Consider the following 16,508-nt stretch of genomic DNA (forward strand, 5'->3'; position numbering starts at 1 on the left):
ATCCCGACGCCTGAGCGTGCCGTTGACGGCGCGTTCCTGATGCCGGTTGAAGACGTGTTCTCGATCTCGGGTCGTGGCACCGTGGTGACCGGCCGTATCGAACGCGGCGTGGTCAAGGTCGGCGAAGAAATCGAAATCGTCGGTCTGGTTCCGACGGTCAAGACGACTTGCACGGGCGTTGAAATGTTCCGCAAGCTGCTCGACCAAGGTCAAGCTGGCGACAACGTGGGCATCCTGCTGCGCGGCACCAAGCGTGAAGACGTCCAGCGCGGCCAAGTTCTGGCCAAGCCGGGCTCGATCACCCCGCACACGGATTTCACGTCCGAGGTGTACATCCTGTCCAAGGAAGAAGGCGGCCGTCACACTCCGTTCTTCCAAGGCTATCGTCCCCAGTTCTACTTCCGCACGACGGACGTGACGGGCACGATCGAGCTGCCGGCCGACAAGGAAATGGTTCTGCCGGGCGACAACGTGGCCATGACGGTCAAGCTGTTGGCTCCCATCGCCATGGAAGAAGGCCTGCGTTTCGCCATCCGTGAAGGCGGTCGTACCGTCGGCGCCGGCGTCGTCGCCAAGATCCTGAAGTAATTCGGATCACTTAAGCAGCAAACAATCAGCGAGGGCGCATCGTCGCCTTCGCCTCTCGTTCTTTAGGAAACGCCATGAAAAACCAAAAGATCCGTATCCGCTTGAAAGCCTTCGATTACAAGCTGATCGATCAATCGGCCGCTGAAATCGTCGACACCGCCAAGCGTACCGGCGCCGTTGTCCGCGGCCCGGTGCCGCTGCCCACGCGTATCCGTCGCTATGACGTTCTGCGTTCGCCGCACGTCAACAAGACGTCGCGTGACCAGTTCGAAATCCGTACCCATCAGCGCTTGATGGACATCGTTGATCCCACCGACAAGACCGTTGACGCTCTGATGCGTCTGGACCTGCCGGCCGGCGTCGACGTCGAAATCGCGCTGCAGTAAGGCGTACCGAGCCTGCTACCTTCGCCGGTAGGCTCGAAAAGTGGCCGTATTCCCCTGGGAGTGCGGCCATTTTGTTTTTTCAGCGGCACCTGGCGGAGATCCGCCCCAGGCATGGCGTCCGGACTTTCGCGGCCCGGTCCGCAAGTTAGCGGGCGCTCACTGTCCCAGCAGGGACCTGTTTTCAAGGTCGCTGGCGGCGCCTTGCCATACTGTGGCAAAACTGCCGCTCCGCACACGTCCGAAACGGGCTAAGTGCTTGTGCTGACTGAAAAAATCATGCTAATATGCCAAGCTTGCCATTTTGTGGCAAGACTGACTATGGGAACGGGATGGCGGGATGGGCTAAAACCCAACTGATCCCCCCAAATTACTCCCCGACCCAGGTTGAACATAGTCGTAGGGCAAAGGCCGTTACCTTTTGCCCGATTAGCCCCGACCAATCGCAGTCGGGAATGGAGAAAACGATGTCGAATTCGACACCCACGCCCGCCGCTCATCGGCTGGGGCTGGTGGGTCGCAAGGTCGGCATGACCCGCATTTTTACCGAGGAAGGTGAATCCATCCCGGTGACCGTGCTGGACGTGTCGAACAACCGCGTGACCCAAGTTAAGTCGCAGGAAACCGACGGCTACGCCGCGATCCAAGTGACTTATGGCACTCGTCGTGCCTCGCGTGTGGTTCAGCCGCAAACGGGCCACTACGCCAAAGCCGGCGTTGAAGCCGGTAGCATCCTCAAAGAATTCCGCCTGGATCCCGCTCGCGCTGCTGAATTTGCAGCCGGTACCGTGATCGCTGTGGAATCCGTGTTCGAAGCCGGCCAACAGGTCGACGTGACGGGCACGACCATTGGTAAAGGCTTCGCCGGTACCATCAAGCGTCACCACTTCGGCTCGCAACGCGCTTCGCACGGTAACTCCCGTTCGCACCGCGTTCCCGGCTCGATTGGTCAAGCACAAGATCCGGGCCGTATTTTCCCGGGTAAGCGCATGGCTGGTCACCTGGGTGATGTCACCCGCACCGTTCAAAACCTCGACGTCGTTCGCGTTGACGTTGAGCGTGGCCTGCTGCTGGTCAAGGGCGCTGTCCCCGGCCACGCTGGCGCCGACATCGTCGTGCGCCCGGCCATCAAGGCCCCGGCCAAGAAGGGAGCGTAAGTAAATGGATCTCAAGCTCCTGAACGACCAAGGTCAGGCCGCTGCTACGTTCAGCGCGCCCGATACGATCTTCGGCCGTGACTTCAACGAAGCGCTGATTCATCAGATCGTGGTGGCTTTCCAAGCCAATGCCCGTGCCGGCAACCGCGCTCAGAAGGATCGTGCCGAAGTTAAGCACTCGACCAAGAAGCCCTGGCGCCAGAAGGGTACCGGCCGCGCACGCGCTGGTATGACTTCGTCGCCGCTGTGGCGTGGCGGTGGTCGGATTTTCCCGAACTCGCCCGAAGAGAACTTCAGCCAGAAGGTCAACAAGAAGATGTACCGCGCCGGGATCCGTTCGATCCTGTCGCAACTGGCTCGTGAAGACCGCATCGCTGTTGTCGAATCGTTTGATCTGGAATCGCCCAAGACCAAGGCTGCTGCTGCAAAGCTGAAGAGCCTGGGCCTGGACTCCGTCCTGATCATCACCGACAGCGTTGATGAGAATGTTTACCTCGCCACCCGCAACCTGCCGCACGTTGCTGTTGTCGAGCCCCGTTATGCCGATCCGTTGTCGCTGGTCCACTACAAGAAAGTGCTGATCACCAAGCCGGCCATCGCTCAACTCGAGGAGATGCTGGGATGAACGCTGAACGCTTGATGCAAGTCATTCTGGCTCCGATCGTGACCGAAAAGGCCACGTTCGTCGCTGAGAAGAATCAGCAAGTCGCTTTCCGTGTCGTGGCTGACGCTACCAAGCCGGAAATCAAGGCTGCCGTCGAACTGCTCTTCAAGGTGCAGGTCGAGTCCGTGCAGGTCCTCAACCGTAAGGGCAAAGTCAAGCGCTTTGGCCGATTCGTTGGCCGTCGCCGTAATGAGCGCAAGGCTTACGTGTCGCTCAAGGACGGCCAGGAAATCGACTTTGCGGAGGTGAAGTAAATGGCCCTCGTAAAAGTTAAGCCGACTTCGGCCGGCCGCCGTGGCATGGTGAAGGTTGTCAGTCCCAACCTGCACAAGGGTGAGCCCTACGCGCCGCTGCTGGAAAAGAAGACCCGTGGTTCTGGCCGTAACAACAACGGTCACATCACGATCCGCCATCGTGGCGGCGGTCACAAGCAACACTACCGCTTGGTCGACTTCCGTCGTGACAAGGACGGTATCCCGGCGAAGGTTGAGCGTCTGGAATATGACCCCAACCGTACGGCGCACATCGCTCTGCTGTGCTACGCCGACGGCGAACGTCGTTACATCATTGCTCCGCGTGGTCTGGAAGTGGGTGCCACTGTGCTGTCGGGTATCGAAGCCCCGATCCGCGCCGGCAACACCCTGCCGATCCGCAACATCCCGGTGGGTACGACGATTCACTGCGTCGAAATGCTGCCTGGCAAGGGTGCTCAGATGGTCCGCTCGGCTGGCGCTTCCGCCGTCCTGCTGGCTCGCGAAGGCATCTACGCTCAGGTTCGTCTGCGCTCGGGTGAAGTCCGCCGTGTGCACATCGAATGCCGCGCCACCATTGGTGAAGTCGGTAACGAAGAACACAGCCTGCGCCAAATCGGCAAGGCCGGTGCAATGCGTTGGCGTGGTATCCGCCCGACGGTCCGTGGCGTTGCCATGAACCCGGTGGATCACCCGCACGGTGGCGGTGAAGGCCGTACCGGTGAAGCACGCGAACCGGTCAGCCCGTGGGGTACTCCGGCGAAGGGTTTCAAGACCCGTCGCAACAAGCGGACGAACAATATGATCGTCCAACGGCGCAAGCGCAAGTAAGAGGCGAACACTATGTCACGTTCGATCAAGAAAGGCCCGTTTGTCGATGCTCACCTGATCAAAAAGGTGGACACGGCCGTCGCGGGCAAAGACAAGAAGCCGATCAAGACCTGGTCGCGTCGTTCCACGATCCTGCCCGAGTTCATCGGTCTGACGATCGCTGTGCACAACGGCAAGCAGCATGTCCCCGTGTACATCAACGAGAACATGGTCGGTCACAAGCTGGGCGAGTTCGCGCTGACCCGTACGTTCAAGGGCCACGCTGCGGACAAGAAGGCGAAGAGGTAAGCGATGGAAACTACTGCCATTATCCGTGGGGTGCACATCTCGGCACAGAAGACCCGTCTGGTTGCGGACTTGATCCGTGGTCAGAAGGTCGGCCGTGCGCTGGAGATCCTCACCTTCTCGCCGAAGAAGGCTGCCGTCATCCTGAAGAAGGCTGTCGAGTCCGCCATCGCCAACGCCGAGCACAACGACGGCGCCGATATCGACGAACTGAAAGTCACCACGATTTTTGTGGACAAGGCTCAGTCGATGAAGCGCTTCTCCGCTCGCGCCAAGGGCCGCGGCAACCGTATCGAGAAGCAGACCTGCCACATCACGGTCAAGGTCGGAGCTTAAGGAGTCACGATGGGTCAGAAAATTCACCCCACTGGGTTCCGTCTCGCGGTCACCCGTAATTGGTCCTCGCGTTGGTTCGCCGACGACAAGGCCTTCGGCACGATGCTTGCCGAAGACATTCGCGTTCGCGAGTACCTGAAGAAGAAGCTCAAGAGCGCCTCCGTTGGTCGCGTGATCATCGAGCGTCCGGCCAAGAATGCCCGCATCACCGTCTACTCGGCTCGTCCGGGCGTGGTGATCGGCAAGCGCGGCGAAGACATCGAAAGCCTGAAGGCTGATCTGCAGCGTCTGATGGGCGTGCCCGTGCACGTCAACATCGAAGAAATCCGCAAGCCGGAAACCGATGCTCAACTGATCGCCGACTCGATCTCGCAACAGCTCGAGAAGCGCATCATGTTCCGTCGCGCAATGAAGCGCGCGATGCAGAACGCAATGCGTCTGGGTGCCCAAGGCATCAAGATCATGAGCGCCGGCCGTCTGAACGGTATCGAAATTGCCCGCACCGAGTGGTATCGCGAAGGCCGTGTGCCGCTGCACACCCTCAAGGCCAATATCGACTACGGCACCTCCGAAGCCCACACGACCTATGGCGTGATCGGCATCAAGGTCTGGGTCTATAAGGGCGACATGCTGGCCAACGGCGAATTGCCGCCGGAAACCGCTGCCCCGCGCGAAGAAGAACGTCGTCCGCGCCGCGCTCCGCGTGGTGATCGTCCGGACGGTGCTCGCACCGGTCGTCCGGGTGGCCGTGGTCGTGGTGGTCCCCGCAAGGCGGACGCTGCTCCGGCGCCTGAAGGAGAATAACCATGCTGCAACCCTCTCGCAGAAAGTATCGCAAAGAGCAGAAGGGCCGCAACACCGGTCTGGCGACCCGTGGTACCCACGTGTCGTTCGGCGAATTCGGTCTGAAGGCCACCGGCCGTGGCCGTCTGACCGCTCGCCAGATCGAAGCCGCTCGTCGTGCTATCAATCGTCACATCAAGCGTGGCGGCCGTATCTGGATTCGCATTTTCCCGGATAAGCCCATCTCGCAGAAGCCCGCCGAAGTCCGTATGGGTAACGGTAAGGGCAATCCTGAGTACTGGGTCGCTGAAATTCAGCCCGGCAAAGTGCTCTACGAAATGGAAGGTGTGAGCGAAGAGATCGCGCGTGAAGCTTTCCGCCTGGCCGCTGCCAAGCTGCCGATTTCGACCACGTTCGTCGCGCGTCATATCGGTGCTTAAGGAGTACTAACATGAAAGCTAGCGAACTCCGTTCGAAAGACGCCGCCGAGCTCGGCAAAGAGCTCGAAAGCCTGCTGAAGGCACAATTCGGTCTGCGTATGCAGAAGGCCACGCAGCAACTGGCCAACACCAGCCAGCTGCGCAACGTGCGTCGCGACATCGCGCGCGTTCGTACCTTGCTGACCGAGAAGGCAGGGAAATAAACATGAGCGAAACTCAAAACACCCAAGTGGCCAAGCGCCAGCGTACGCTGGTTGGCAAGGTCGTCAGCAACAAGATGGACAAGACTGTCGTTGTGCTCGTTGAGCGCCGCGTCAAGCACCCCATCTTCGGCAAGATCATCGTGCGCTCCGCGAAGTACAAGGCACACGACGAATCGAACCAATTCAACGAAGGCGATACGGTTGAAATCGCTGAAGGCCGTCCCATCTCGCGCTCGAAGTCGTGGCGTGTGGTGCGTCTGGTTGAAGCCGCACGTATCATCTAAGTAGTACGTCGGAACGGTTCGCCGTTCTGATATAAAACGGCAAGGGCTAAACCCCTTGCCGTTTTTTTTCGCCTTTGAGATCTATGCCGATGCGGGTAAATGACATCATGCGCAGCACCGTCAAGGCCGGCGTGCTTGGCGTTGCGCTATGCGCGGCTGGCGCCGCCGTGGCGCAGCGCGATCCGGGCGCGGACGTCACGGCGGCCTCGCCGGTGGATGACCCGCGTGCGGGCAAGAACGTCTTGAATGCGGGGCCCGAGCCGCGCGTCAAGCTTCCCGCCGGGTCACCGGACCACGCCGCCATTTTCGGCACGGACAACGAGGATGAGCAGGCGCTGGCCTCGCAAGAGCAAGCGCTGCAGGCGCAGCGCAATCAACTGATGTTGCTTGAACGGTTGCTTAACCAGAAGCCCGTGGATGCCGCGACGGCGCCGCCGGCCATGATGCCGTTGAACACGGGCTCGACGATGAAGCCCCTGGCGCCGACGCCGGCCGGCTCGCAACTGGACCGCGGCAAGATCGATGAGATGCAGCGGCGGGTGGACGGCCTGCGGCGCGAAGCCGACACGCTGCGGCAGAGCGGGAAGTAGGGCGGGAAGTAGGGCGGGAGTAGGACGGCCTATTGCGCCCTGGTGCCGCGCGCGGCCCCGCCGACGGAATCAATGTCGCCGCGCCAGTTCGCGCAACCGTCCCGCGATGCCCGTCGGGAAGTAGTACACCGACACCACGAACAGGATGCCCAGCCATAGCAGCCAGCGGTCCGGCTCGAACAGCAGGGCCAGCGGCGCCACGCCGGAGACGGCATCGTGGATCACGTGCAGGCCGTCCTGCAGATAGCTTTGCGCGAACACGAACAGGCTCGCGCCCACCACGGCGCCATACATGGTGCCCATACCGCCGATCACCAGCATCAGCAGGATGTTCAGCATGATCTCGAACGACAGCGAGGTGTCCGGCCCGTTGTAGCGCAGCCAAAGCGCGTACATGGCACCGGCCAGCGTGGCGAAGGCGGCCGCCAGCAGGTTCGACAGGCTACGGTACAGCACCGTGCGATACCCGATGGCTTCGGCGCGGAAGGGGTTTTCGCGAATGGCTTGCAGCACGCGGCCGAACGGCGAATTCACGATGCGCAGCAACATCAGGAACAACACGGCGCAGACCGCGGCGATCAGGTAGTAAGTGATGATGCGGCCGTCGATCGTCACGCCGAACAGGGGTTCCGACAGCGGCCGGAACGCCGGGCGCAGCATCTGGGGCACTTTGAAGTTCAGGCCGTCTTCGCCGCCCGTCAGGTCAGATAGCTGCGACACCAGCGTCTGGAACGCAGCCGCGACCGCCAGCGTGATCATGGCGTAGAAGATCGCGCGTACGCGCAGGCTGGCCAGCCCGATCAACAGGGCGAACGCCAGCGACACGACCAACGCGCCACCGACGCCCGCGAACACCGCGGTCCAGCCTGGCTCCATCCGGATGCTGGCGATCGCCACGCCGTAGGCGCCGATGCCGAAGAACATGGTGTGCGCGAAGCTCACGATGCCGGTGTAGCCCAGCAGCAGGTCGTAGCTGGCGACAAGAATCACGAACACCAGGATCTTGGCGGCCACGGCCAGCGATTTGGGACCGGGAAAGAGAAACGGCGCTGCGGCAAGCAGGGCGACGACGGCAATCAGCACGAGCGCCAGGAAGGTGCTGCGCGGCGGGTCGCCGGAGAGCAAGCGGAAAGACATGTCGGCGCTCCTAGCGGTTCGTGACCGGATAGACGCCTTGTGGGCGCCACAACAGGATGGCGACCATCAGCGCGATATTTGAGAACAGGGCGGCTTTGGGCAAGAGGAATCCGGTGTAGTTGGCCATCAGCCCGACCAGCAGCGCCCCGATCAGGCAACCGACCGTCGACCCCAGCCCGCCGATCATGATGACGATGAAGATCAGCACGTTCACCTGTGCACCCAACTGCGGCACCACCGACTGCTGATACATGCCCCACAGCACGCCGCCCAGCCCGGCGAGCATCGACCCGGCGACGAACACACCGACGAACAGGTGCCGGATGCGGTAACCAAGGCTTTCCACCATCTCGCGGTCTTCCACGCCGGCGCGGATCAACAGGCCCAGCTTGGTGCGGTTCAGCAGCCACAGCATGCCGCCCAGCACCAGGATGCCGACGGCCAGCGCCACGATCCGGAACTTCTCGATCGCCGCATCCCCCAGCAGGAATGCGCCGCGTAACGCCTCGGGCAGCGGCAGGGACAGGGTCTGCGGACCCCAAATCATCTTGATGATCTCTTCTCCGATGATCATGCCGCCCATGGTGATCAGGATCTGCTTCAGATGCTGGCCGTACACCGGCCGCACGATCACGCGTTCGAACGCCAGGCCCACGGCGCCCGCCACCAGCATGCCCACGATCATGGCCGGCAGCACGGCGGCCAGGTTCATCCACAGGCTGCCCGTCTGGGTCCAGTCGGCCATGCCGCCCAGCACCGTCGCGGCCATATAGGCGCCGATGGCGATGAAGAGGCCATGCCCGAAGTTCAGGACGTCCATCAAACCGAACACCAGCGTCATGCCCGAGGCCACGATGAAAATGATCATGCCCATCGCCAGGCCCGCGAGCGTCAGCGTGACCCAGGTCGAAAAGGAACCCACCAGCGGCAACGCGATGGCGGCCAGCGCGGCGACCAGCAGTACGGGGCGCAGGTCCGCGCGTGTGCGGGGCAGCGGGGTATCGATATCCAGGGTGCTCATTGATGGCTTCCCAACGACAGCCCAAGCAGGCGTGTCTGTAATGCTTCGTCTTGTGCAAGCTCGCGCATGCTGCCCGCATGGACGACGCGGCCGTTGTCCATGATCGCGACGTGGTCGCCGACCTGCTGCGCGAAGTTGAAGTTCTGCTCGACCAGCAGGATGGTGGTGGACGCTTCCTTGAGTTCGAGGAAGGCGTCGATCATGTTCTGGATGATGGCGGGCGCAAGACCCTTGCTGGGCTCGTCGATCAGCAGCAGCCGGCGCGGTTCGATGATGGCGCGCGCCACCGCCAGCATCTGCTTCTGTCCGCCCGACAGCTTGCCGGCCGGATGCAGCCAGAATTTTTTGAGTGCAGGGAAGAAACCGAAGATCCATTCCAGCCGTGCCGTGTCGAGCTGGTCTGCGCTGCGCGCCTGCCGCGCGGCGAGCAAGATGTTTTCCTTCACCGACAAGTCCGCAAAGATGCCCATGTTCTCGGGCACATAGGCCATGCCCATGCGCGCCATGTCGGGCGGCGATTTGCGTGTGCCGGGTCCGCCGATGGGGGTGCCGTCAAACGTTACCTGGCCTTGCGAGGCCCGCCACAATCCCATGATCGTGCGCAGCGTGGTGGTCTTGCCGGCGCCGTTGCGGCCCAGCAGCATGGTGACGCCCGCAGACGGCACCGCCAGGTCGACGCCGTGCAGGATGTGATACGCACCGATGTGGGTATGCACCCCTTGCAGTTCCAGCAGCATCGGGGCGCTCATGCTGGCGTCTCCGTCGGGCTCATGCCCAGATAGGCCTGCTGCACGATGGGCGAGGCGATGACGGTGGCGGGGTCGCCGTCGGCCATCAGTTGGCCATTGTGCAGCACGACGATGCGGTCGGCCAATTCGCGCACCACATCCATCTTGTGCTCCACCAGCAGAATCGTCTTGGTCGGATCGTTCTTGATCTCGCGGATCAGTTCCAGCACCACCGGCACGTCGTCCACGCTCATGCCGGCGGTCGGTTCATCGAACATGAACACCTGCGGTTCCAGCGCGATGAGCATCGCGATTTCCAGCTTGCGCTGGTCGCCATGCGGCAGGTCCGCGGCGGCGTGGTCGCGTCGTGCGGACAAGCGGGTGCGTTCGAGCAAGGCATCCGCGCGGGCCAAAAGCTGGCGATCATCGTCCCAGGTGCGCCAGAAGCGGATCTGGCGCCAGCTCATGCCCTGCTGGCGCGATTGCAGCGCCAAGCGCACGTTCTCGTGCACCGACAAACGTGGGAACAACTGCGTCAGCTGGAACGCGCGGCCCAGGCCGGCGTGCATGCGTGCCGGCGCCGACAGCGACGTCAGGTCCCGGCCATTCAGCCGCACCGACCCGGCGCTTGCGCGCAACTGGCCCGAGATCAAGTTGAAGTAGGTGGTCTTGCCCGCGCCGTTCGGGCCGACGATGGCCGTCAGCGTGCCAGGCGCATAACTGCAGCTGACGTCATTGACGGCCACGTGCCCGCCGAAACGGATCGTGAGCGATTGGGTTTCCAACATTGCTGCGACGTGCCTTCAGCGTTTGTTCTGGATCGGCACGGTCATCTGGTCGGGCGTGATTTCCTTGACCAGGTCCTGCACCGCCCACGGCACCGAGGGATCGTTCTTGATGCGGAAGTGATACATGGATTGCATCGCCTGGTGGTCTTCGGGCCGGAACGTCATCTTGCCCTTGGGCGTGTCGAAACTCATGCCTTCCATGGCCTTGATCAGCTTGTCCGTATCCGAATCGCCGGCGGTCTTGTTCAGCGCCGCCACGATGGCGATCCCGGACGACATGCCGCCCGCGGTGAAGAAGTCCGGCGGCTGGCCGTAGCGCTTCTGGTGTTCGGCAACGAGCCAATCATTGATCGGATTCTTAGGGATGCCGTAGTAGTAATACGTGGCGCCTTCCATGCCCGCCAACGACTTCAACGGCGTCATCGCGGCAAGCGTGTTGCCGCCCGTGGCGATCTCGATGCCGAAGCGTTTGGGATCCAGATCAGCGATCTTGAACGGGTTGCCCGCGCCGGCCCACAGGATGAAGATGATCTTGCGGCCCGGCTTGTCTTTCAGCGCATCGAACAGGCGCTGGGCGCCTGCCGTGAAATCGGTGGCGTTGGCAGGCAGATATTCCTCGTGCACGATCTTGGCGTTTTTCAGCGCGCCCTTGAAGGCCTTCACGCCGTCGCGGCCAAAGGCGTAGTCTTGCGCCAGCATGGCGATGGACGTGCCTGCCTGGTCGAACGCCACCGCGTTGGCGATCGCATCCTGCGACGAATTGCGACCCGTGCGGAAGATGTACTTGTTCCACTTTTCGCCCGTGATGGAGTCCGCCACGGCGGGTTCCACCAGCAAGATCTTTTCGTATTCTTCGGCGATCGGCAGCATGGCCAGCGCCACGCCGGACGAGGTGGGGCCGACGGCGATGTCGGCGTTGTCGTCCGCGTAGGCGGACGCCAGCTGCGCGCGGGCGACGTCGGGCTTGCCCTGGTTGTCCTTTTCAATCACGCGGATCTTGCGGCCCGCCACCGTCATCGTGCCTTGGGTCGCGTATTCCAGGCCCAGCATCAGGCCGTTCTGCGTCTGTTTGGCGTAGGCCTCCAGCGGGCCCGTCTTGTCGTACACGTGGGCGACGACGAAGTCTTTCGCCGCGACCGCCGAATTCATGCAAAGGGCTGCCAGCGCGGCAAGCAGAATGCGATTCATGGATGTCTCTCCTGTTATCAGCGGGCGTGGCCGGCCGCGGTGTGGTCATGCATGGGGTCCGGCGTGGCAAGGAACCGGCGGATGGCGTCGATCTGCGGCGCCACGTTCAGCGCGGGTGCATGGCCGCAATCGGGGAAGTCGATGCGCGTTGCGCGTGGTCCACGCTGCGTCATCGCATGGGCGACATCGGGCAGCAGCAGATCGGACTCGTCGCCGCGCAGCAACAGCACCGGCATGCGCAGGGAGTCGTAGCCGCTCCAGCGGTTGTAGTCGCTGGGGTGATGGCTGAATTGCCCGACGATGGCAGGGTCGTAGTGCGCCGTGACGCGGCCGTCGGGCAATCGGCGTACCGATGTTTCGGCCATGCGGCGCCATTGCTCGTCGCTTTGCCATCCATAGGGCTTGTAGGCGACGCGCAACCAGGCTTCCAGTTCGGTGACAGTGTCGAACGCGGGCGGGTTGCCCGCGTAGGCCAGGATGCGGTCGATGGCGGGTTGGGGCAGTTCGGGGCCAATGTCGTTGACGACCAGATGCGAGATTCGGCCGCGCAGCGTCGTGGCGGCCGCGTGCATGCCGGTGGCGCCACCCATCGACGTGCCGACCCAACGCACGCGCGCAAGCGACAGGCTGTCCGCGAGAGCGCGGGCGAGGCGGGCGTAGAAATCCAGTTGGTACTCGGCGACGGGGTCCGGGCTCCATTGCGACAGGCCGCGGCCGATCGTGTCGGGGCAGAGGATGCGGTAGTCGTCCGCCAGCGCATTCGCCAGTTCGTCGAAGTCGCGTCCCGTGCGGGCAAGGCCGTGCCACATGATGATGGGGGGCGCGTCCGCGTCGCCCCATTCGGTCACGTGCAGCTCGCGGCCTTCGCAGCGCAGATAGCGCGAAGCGGGCGTGTGGCGGGCGGCCGTTGCGGGCGCGTGTGCCATGAGTCTCCTCCCGGGTTGTCCAGGTTGTGTGCTTATTGGGCTGACTATAGACTTCTGCCAAACGCATTCACAATGCGCCGCCCACCCCAGAGCAGGGTGAGTCAAGAAGTTGTAGACGCAAGATCAATTTGCGCTTCCCGCCGCGTACAGGAGACCGCGCCATGTCCGATACGGAATTCGCCATTTCGGCCAGCGCTGGCGCCGACCGGCGCGAGCAATGGCGCGCGGCCCTGTCGGACGCGTTCGGTCCGTTCGAGGTCCACGGCGGCATGCCGACCCATTTCGCCGGGCATGTGCGCTACGCGCGCCGCGCCAGCCTGCAGTTCAATGACCTGCACTACCAGGGACAGAAGCTGGAGCGCACGGCGGGCAACGTCTCGCGGCTGGACCAGGAGTTCTACACCTTCGGCCTGCCGCTGGCCGGCCCGCTGGCCGTGCGGCAGCTGGGCCGCGAGTTCCAGGTGGAGCCGGGCTGCGTCTACTTGATGAACCAGAGCCTGCCTTACCAGGCGACGGCGCTGGGGGCAGCGGGCTATCGCAGCCTGAGCGTGTCGTTCCCGCGCAGTGCGCTGTCGCAAAGGGATTCCCGCATCGGCGCCTTCTACAAGCTGCGCGTCGACGATGGTTCCCCGCGCGGCGCGATGCTGGCCAGCTATATGGATCACCTGTTCAAGGGCATGGACGGCTGGTCCGACACCGAAGTGACGGAATTGGGTGAACGCCTGATCGACCTGATCGTGCTGTTCCTGGTGCAGTCGGGGCAGGGGCATGCGTCGGAATCAGATAGCAGCGTCACCGTGGCACACCGGCAGCGCGTGCTGGCCTACATGCGGCAGCATCTGGCCGACCCGGCGTTGTCGCCGCAGCGGGTGGCGCAGGGATGCGGCGTATCGGTGGCGTACCTGCACCGCATCCTGCGCGCAGGCGGCCTCTCGGCCGAGTCCTTCATCTTCGATCAGCGGTTGGACAAATGCCGCGACCTGCTGCTGAGCCCTCAGCATCGCCATCGCAGCATCGCCGAGCTGGCATATCAGGTGGGCTTTGCGCATCCTTCGCATTTCAGCCGCCTGTTCAAGCAGCGTTTCGGCATGACGCCGCGGGACCTGCGGGCAAGTTCCTAGAGCGCGACGGGATCCGGGCGGGGCATCAGCCCCCGTGGACGTGCGTCAACATCCACGCCGTGAGGTACAGGCCGGCGCCGAATACGGCATGCGCCATCAGGCTGCGCAGGCGCGCTGTGTTCGGATGCGGGGTCTTGCTGGCCGCGATACCGGCACCCAGCCCGGGCTGCAGGATGAAGAAGGGCGCGGCCACGCTCAGGACGCCGAACAGCAGGGCGGGCGCCAGCGTGGGTTGCTGCGTCCAGGCCACACCCACGACGCTCAGCAGCATCGCGGCAAAGATGATGCCGATACCGTAATGTGCGGCCCAACCCAGCAACGCTTCGCCGCGCACGGGTTCGGCGCGGCCGATGTTCGCGTGCCGAAAACGGCCGCGGGGCAGATGCCCGATCCACCGGCCCACCATCGCGAAGTTCAGGGATGGGATGCCGAAGCAGCGCTGGAGGAAAAGCGCCCACACGTCCATCACCAGCGTGGCGCCCGCGCCGATCAGCACGGCGCGTTGCAGGAATTCAATCAGGGCTGGGGTCACGAGGCAGCATCCTTGTTTAATACATTCAATTTATTGATTGAATGTTAGAGCGATGCTATCGTGATGTCAATGAACCCCCCAGACAGCCCTCAACCTTCCCAGCGCTTCGACGCGCTTGCCGAGATCGCCAAGACCCTGGGGCAGGCCCATCGACTGGCCCTGCTTGAACACATCGCGCAGGGCGAACGCGCGGTGGAAAGGTTGGCCGAACTGACCGGGCTGTCTGTCGCCAATACCTCGCAGCATTTGCAGCACCTGCGCCGTGCCGGCTTCGTGCAGACCCGGCGCGACGGCAAGCGAGTGCTGTACCGGTTGGGGGCGGGGCCGATCGCGCCGCTCTTGGCCGCATTGCGCGGCTATGCCGAGCATCAGCACGCAGAGATCCGGGAAGTCATCGCAGATAGCATCCATCAGCGTGACCGCCTGGACGGCATCTCCATTGAAGAACTGCTGGGCATGCTGGACAGCGGCGGCGTTGTGCTGCTGGACGTGCGGCCTTCTGAAGAGTTCGCCCAAGGCCATTTGCCGGGCGCCATCAATATCCCGACCGAAGACCTGGAACGCCGCCTGGCCGACCTGCCCGCGGGCGCGGATGTCGTCGCCTATTGCCGGGGACCGTATTGCGTGCTGTCCACCGACGCCGTGGCGGCGTTGCGCGCGCATGGCGTGGCGGCGCGCCGGCTGGACGCCGGCTTTCCGGAGTGGAAGGCGGCGGGCTTGCAGGTGGAAGCCGCGCCGGCGTGAAACCCCGCACCGCCCAGACAAAAAAAGCCCCGCGACGGAAATCGCGGGGCTTTTTCGTACTGTGGGTACGGGGTCAGATGTGCGTGATGAATTTCGTGACCAGGTAGCCGTCGAACGTTTCCAGGCCGCCTTCGCTGCCGATGCCGCTGTCCTTGATGCCGCCGAACGGCGTCTCGGCTAGCGCGCTGCCGAAGTGATTGATATTGACCATGCCGGCCTCCAGGCCGTTCGAGACCTTGGTCGCCGTCTTCAGTGAGTTCGTGAACACGTAGGACGACAGGCCGAAGGGCAGGCTGTTGGCGCGGCGCAGGACTTCATCGGTGTCCTTGAAGCGCACGACCGGTGCGACGGGGCCGAAGGGCTCTTCGGTCATCAGCATGGAATCGTCGGGCAGATCCGTCACGACCGTGGGCGCGAAGAAGAAGCCCTTGCGGTCCAGCGGGCCGCCGCCGACCACGACTTTGCCACCGTGCTTCTTGGCGTCGTCAATGAAGGCGCTCATGGCGGGCACGCGGCGCTCATGCGCCAGCGGGCCCATGTCGGTGCCGGCTTCCAGGCCGTCGCCGACCTTGATGTTCTTCAGCACGTCGGAAAAGCGCGCCAGGAATTGCTCGTAGGCGCCTTCCTGCACGTAGAAGCGAGTGGGCGACACGCAGACCTGACCGGCGTTGCGGACCTTGAACTTGGCCAGCATTTCAGCGGCGCGCTCGACGTCGGCGTCATCGAACACCAGCACGGGCGAATGGCCGCCCAGTTCCATCGTGACGCGCTTCATGTGCGCGCCGGCCAGCGCGGCCAGCTGCTTGCCCACCGGCACGGAACCGGTGAACGATACCTTGCGCACGATCGGCGAACGGATCAGGTAGTCGGAAATCTTGGCGGGTTCGCCCCAGACGATGTTCAGGCAGCCCTTGGGCAAGCCGGCGTCGTGGAACATGCGGGCAATGGCCATGACGGCGCTGGGCGAATCTTCGGGGCCTTTCAGCACCACCGTGCAACCGGCGCCGAGCGCGGCGGCGATCTTGCGGATGGCCTGGTTGTACGGGAAGTTCCAGGGCGTGAACGCGGCGCAGACGCCGATGGGTTCGCGCACGACGAACTGGCGCACATCTGGGTTGCGCGGTGGCACGACGCGGCCATAGATGCGGCGGCATTCCTCGGCGTGCCAGTCGGCGTGCTCGGCGCAGGAGGTGACTTCACCCACGGCTTCGGCCAGCGGCTTGCCCTGGTCCAGCGTCATGTTGCGGCCGATCTCCTTGGCGCGCTCGCGCGACAGCGTGGCGACCTTGCGCAGGATGGCGGAACGGTCCATGGGGGAAGACTTCTTCCAGGACTCGAACGCGCGTTGGGCGGCGGCTAGCGCGCGGTCCAGATCCGCTTCGGTAGCGTGGGGCAGCTGGCCAAGCACTTCCAGCGTGGCCGGGTTGATGACGTCCTGGGTGCGCCTACCCTCGCCGGAGATGAATTCGCCGTCGATATACAGCGCCAACTGTTCATACATGCCTGTCGTTCCTTGCGAAATAGGAGT

23 protein-coding genes are annotated in these 16,508 nt (G+C 63.3%); 15 read left to right on the plus strand and 8 right to left on the minus strand.

What is annotated here, in order from left to right; genetic code table 11:
• The 13 genes from CEY09_RS10130 to CEY09_RS10190 form a co-directional block, all read left to right on the plus strand.
• Positions 1 to 588: EF-Tu C-terminal domain-related protein (locus CEY09_RS10130; RefSeq protein WP_272938454.1), on the plus strand; the 588-nt coding region annotated here is incomplete at its 5' end.
• Between the two features lie 74 nt (positions 589 to 662).
• On the plus strand, positions 663 to 974 hold the full coding sequence (gene rpsJ / locus CEY09_RS10135; protein ID WP_003806903.1) for a 30S ribosomal protein S10: 312 nt from the start codon (positions 663 to 665) through the stop codon (positions 972 to 974).
• A 464-nt stretch (positions 975 to 1,438) separates the two neighbouring features.
• The gene (gene rplC / locus CEY09_RS10140; RefSeq protein ID WP_006227019.1) at positions 1,439 to 2,128 is read left to right on the plus strand and encodes a 50S ribosomal protein L3; all 690 of its coding nucleotides are present in this window, start codon (positions 1,439 to 1,441) and stop codon (positions 2,126 to 2,128) included.
• Positions 2,129 to 2,132: 4 nt separating this feature from the next.
• Complete coding sequence (rplD, locus tag CEY09_RS10145; protein WP_006216558.1) at positions 2,133 to 2,753, plus strand: 50S ribosomal protein L4; 621 nt, start codon at positions 2,133 to 2,135, stop codon at positions 2,751 to 2,753.
• On the plus strand, positions 2,750 to 3,046 hold the full coding sequence (rplW, locus tag CEY09_RS10150; RefSeq protein WP_006216557.1) for a 50S ribosomal protein L23: 297 nt from the start codon (positions 2,750 to 2,752) through the stop codon (positions 3,044 to 3,046). Before rplD ends, rplW begins: the two co-directional genes overlap by 4 nt.
• The gene (rplB, locus tag CEY09_RS10155) at positions 3,047 to 3,874 is read left to right on the plus strand and encodes a 50S ribosomal protein L2 (protein WP_006227020.1); all 828 of its coding nucleotides are present in this window, start codon (positions 3,047 to 3,049) and stop codon (positions 3,872 to 3,874) included.
• Positions 3,875 to 3,886: 12 nt separating this feature from the next.
• Positions 3,887 to 4,162 (plus strand): 30S ribosomal protein S19, encoded by a 276-nt coding sequence (gene rpsS, locus CEY09_RS10160; protein WP_006216555.1) that lies wholly within the window; start codon positions 3,887 to 3,889, stop codon positions 4,160 to 4,162.
• 3 nt (positions 4,163 to 4,165) lie between these two features.
• Positions 4,166 to 4,495 (plus strand): 50S ribosomal protein L22, encoded by a 330-nt coding sequence (rplV, locus tag CEY09_RS10165; protein WP_006227021.1) that lies wholly within the window; start codon positions 4,166 to 4,168, stop codon positions 4,493 to 4,495.
• A 9-nt stretch (positions 4,496 to 4,504) separates the two neighbouring features.
• On the plus strand, positions 4,505 to 5,299 hold the full coding sequence (gene rpsC, locus CEY09_RS10170) for a 30S ribosomal protein S3 (RefSeq protein WP_006227022.1): 795 nt from the start codon (positions 4,505 to 4,507) through the stop codon (positions 5,297 to 5,299).
• 2 nt (positions 5,300 to 5,301) lie between these two features.
• Entirely contained in the window at positions 5,302 to 5,718 is a 417-nt protein-coding gene (gene rplP, locus CEY09_RS10175) for a 50S ribosomal protein L16 (protein ID WP_006216552.1), read from the plus strand.
• 11 nt (positions 5,719 to 5,729) lie between these two features.
• Complete coding sequence (gene rpmC / locus CEY09_RS10180) at positions 5,730 to 5,921, plus strand: 50S ribosomal protein L29 (protein ID WP_003806912.1); 192 nt, start codon at positions 5,730 to 5,732, stop codon at positions 5,919 to 5,921.
• Between the two features lie 2 nt (positions 5,922 to 5,923).
• Positions 5,924 to 6,205 carry a 30S ribosomal protein S17 gene (gene rpsQ, locus CEY09_RS10185; RefSeq protein ID WP_006227023.1) on the plus strand — a complete coding sequence of 94 codons (282 nt, stop codon included), beginning with the start codon at positions 5,924 to 5,926 and terminating at the stop codon, positions 6,203 to 6,205.
• A 107-nt stretch (positions 6,206 to 6,312) separates the two neighbouring features.
• Positions 6,313 to 6,795 carry a hypothetical protein gene (locus CEY09_RS10190; protein ID WP_234818265.1) on the plus strand — a complete coding sequence of 161 codons (483 nt, stop codon included), beginning with the start codon at positions 6,313 to 6,315 and terminating at the stop codon, positions 6,793 to 6,795.
• A gap of 69 nt (positions 6,796 to 6,864) precedes the next feature.
• Here the strand turns inward: CEY09_RS10190 and CEY09_RS10195 are convergent, their stop codons facing one another.
• From CEY09_RS10195 to CEY09_RS10220, 6 genes are read right to left on the minus strand one after another with little or no spacing between them, the layout of a single operon-like run.
• Positions 6,865 to 7,932, minus strand: coding sequence for a branched-chain amino acid ABC transporter permease (locus CEY09_RS10195; RefSeq protein WP_088588560.1), 1,068 nt, complete (start codon positions 7,930 to 7,932; stop codon positions 6,865 to 6,867).
• A gap of 10 nt (positions 7,933 to 7,942) precedes the next feature.
• The gene (locus CEY09_RS10200; protein ID WP_088588561.1) at positions 7,943 to 8,953 is read right to left on the minus strand and encodes a branched-chain amino acid ABC transporter permease; all 1,011 of its coding nucleotides are present in this window, start codon (positions 8,951 to 8,953) and stop codon (positions 7,943 to 7,945) included.
• Positions 8,950 to 9,702, minus strand: a complete 753-nt coding sequence (locus CEY09_RS10205; protein WP_088588562.1) for an ABC transporter ATP-binding protein — start codon at positions 9,700 to 9,702, stop codon at positions 8,950 to 8,952. Before CEY09_RS10205 ends, CEY09_RS10200 begins: the two co-directional genes overlap by 4 nt.
• Positions 9,699 to 10,469, minus strand: a complete 771-nt coding sequence (locus CEY09_RS10210; RefSeq protein WP_088588563.1) for an ABC transporter ATP-binding protein — start codon at positions 10,467 to 10,469, stop codon at positions 9,699 to 9,701. Before CEY09_RS10210 ends, CEY09_RS10205 begins: the two co-directional genes overlap by 4 nt.
• Positions 10,470 to 10,484: 15 nt before the next feature.
• A complete protein-coding gene (locus CEY09_RS10215) occupies positions 10,485 to 11,657 on the minus strand; it encodes a substrate-binding domain-containing protein (RefSeq protein ID WP_006227029.1) in 1,173 nt (390 codons plus the stop codon).
• 17 nt (positions 11,658 to 11,674) lie between these two features.
• Positions 11,675 to 12,583, minus strand: a complete 909-nt coding sequence (locus CEY09_RS10220; RefSeq protein ID WP_088588564.1) for an alpha/beta fold hydrolase — start codon at positions 12,581 to 12,583, stop codon at positions 11,675 to 11,677.
• A 161-nt stretch (positions 12,584 to 12,744) separates the two neighbouring features.
• Between CEY09_RS10220 and CEY09_RS10225 the strand changes: the two genes are divergently transcribed.
• The gene (locus CEY09_RS10225; RefSeq protein ID WP_088588565.1) at positions 12,745 to 13,704 is read left to right on the plus strand and encodes a helix-turn-helix domain-containing protein; all 960 of its coding nucleotides are present in this window, start codon (positions 12,745 to 12,747) and stop codon (positions 13,702 to 13,704) included.
• A 25-nt stretch (positions 13,705 to 13,729) separates the two neighbouring features.
• Here the strand turns inward: CEY09_RS10225 and CEY09_RS10230 are convergent, their stop codons facing one another.
• Positions 13,730 to 14,236 carry a DUF2938 domain-containing protein gene (locus CEY09_RS10230; protein ID WP_088588566.1) on the minus strand — a complete coding sequence of 169 codons (507 nt, stop codon included), beginning with the start codon at positions 14,234 to 14,236 and terminating at the stop codon, positions 13,730 to 13,732.
• Between the two features lie 69 nt (positions 14,237 to 14,305).
• On the opposite strand from CEY09_RS10230, the gene CEY09_RS10235 reads away from it, so the two are divergent.
• A complete protein-coding gene (locus CEY09_RS10235) occupies positions 14,306 to 14,980 on the plus strand; it encodes an ArsR/SmtB family transcription factor (RefSeq protein ID WP_088588567.1) in 675 nt (224 codons plus the stop codon).
• 73 nt (positions 14,981 to 15,053) lie between these two features.
• On the opposite strand, the gene CEY09_RS10240 is transcribed toward CEY09_RS10235, so the two are convergent.
• A complete protein-coding gene (locus CEY09_RS10240; RefSeq protein WP_006227034.1) occupies positions 15,054 to 16,481 on the minus strand; it encodes an NAD-dependent succinate-semialdehyde dehydrogenase in 1,428 nt (475 codons plus the stop codon).
• Between the last annotated feature and the right edge of the window lie 27 nt (positions 16,482 to 16,508).

Origin of the sequence: Achromobacter marplatensis (genome assembly GCF_002209535.1) — a bacterium.
GTDB classification, from domain to species: Bacteria; Pseudomonadota; Gammaproteobacteria; order Burkholderiales; family Burkholderiaceae_B; genus Achromobacter; species Achromobacter marplatensis.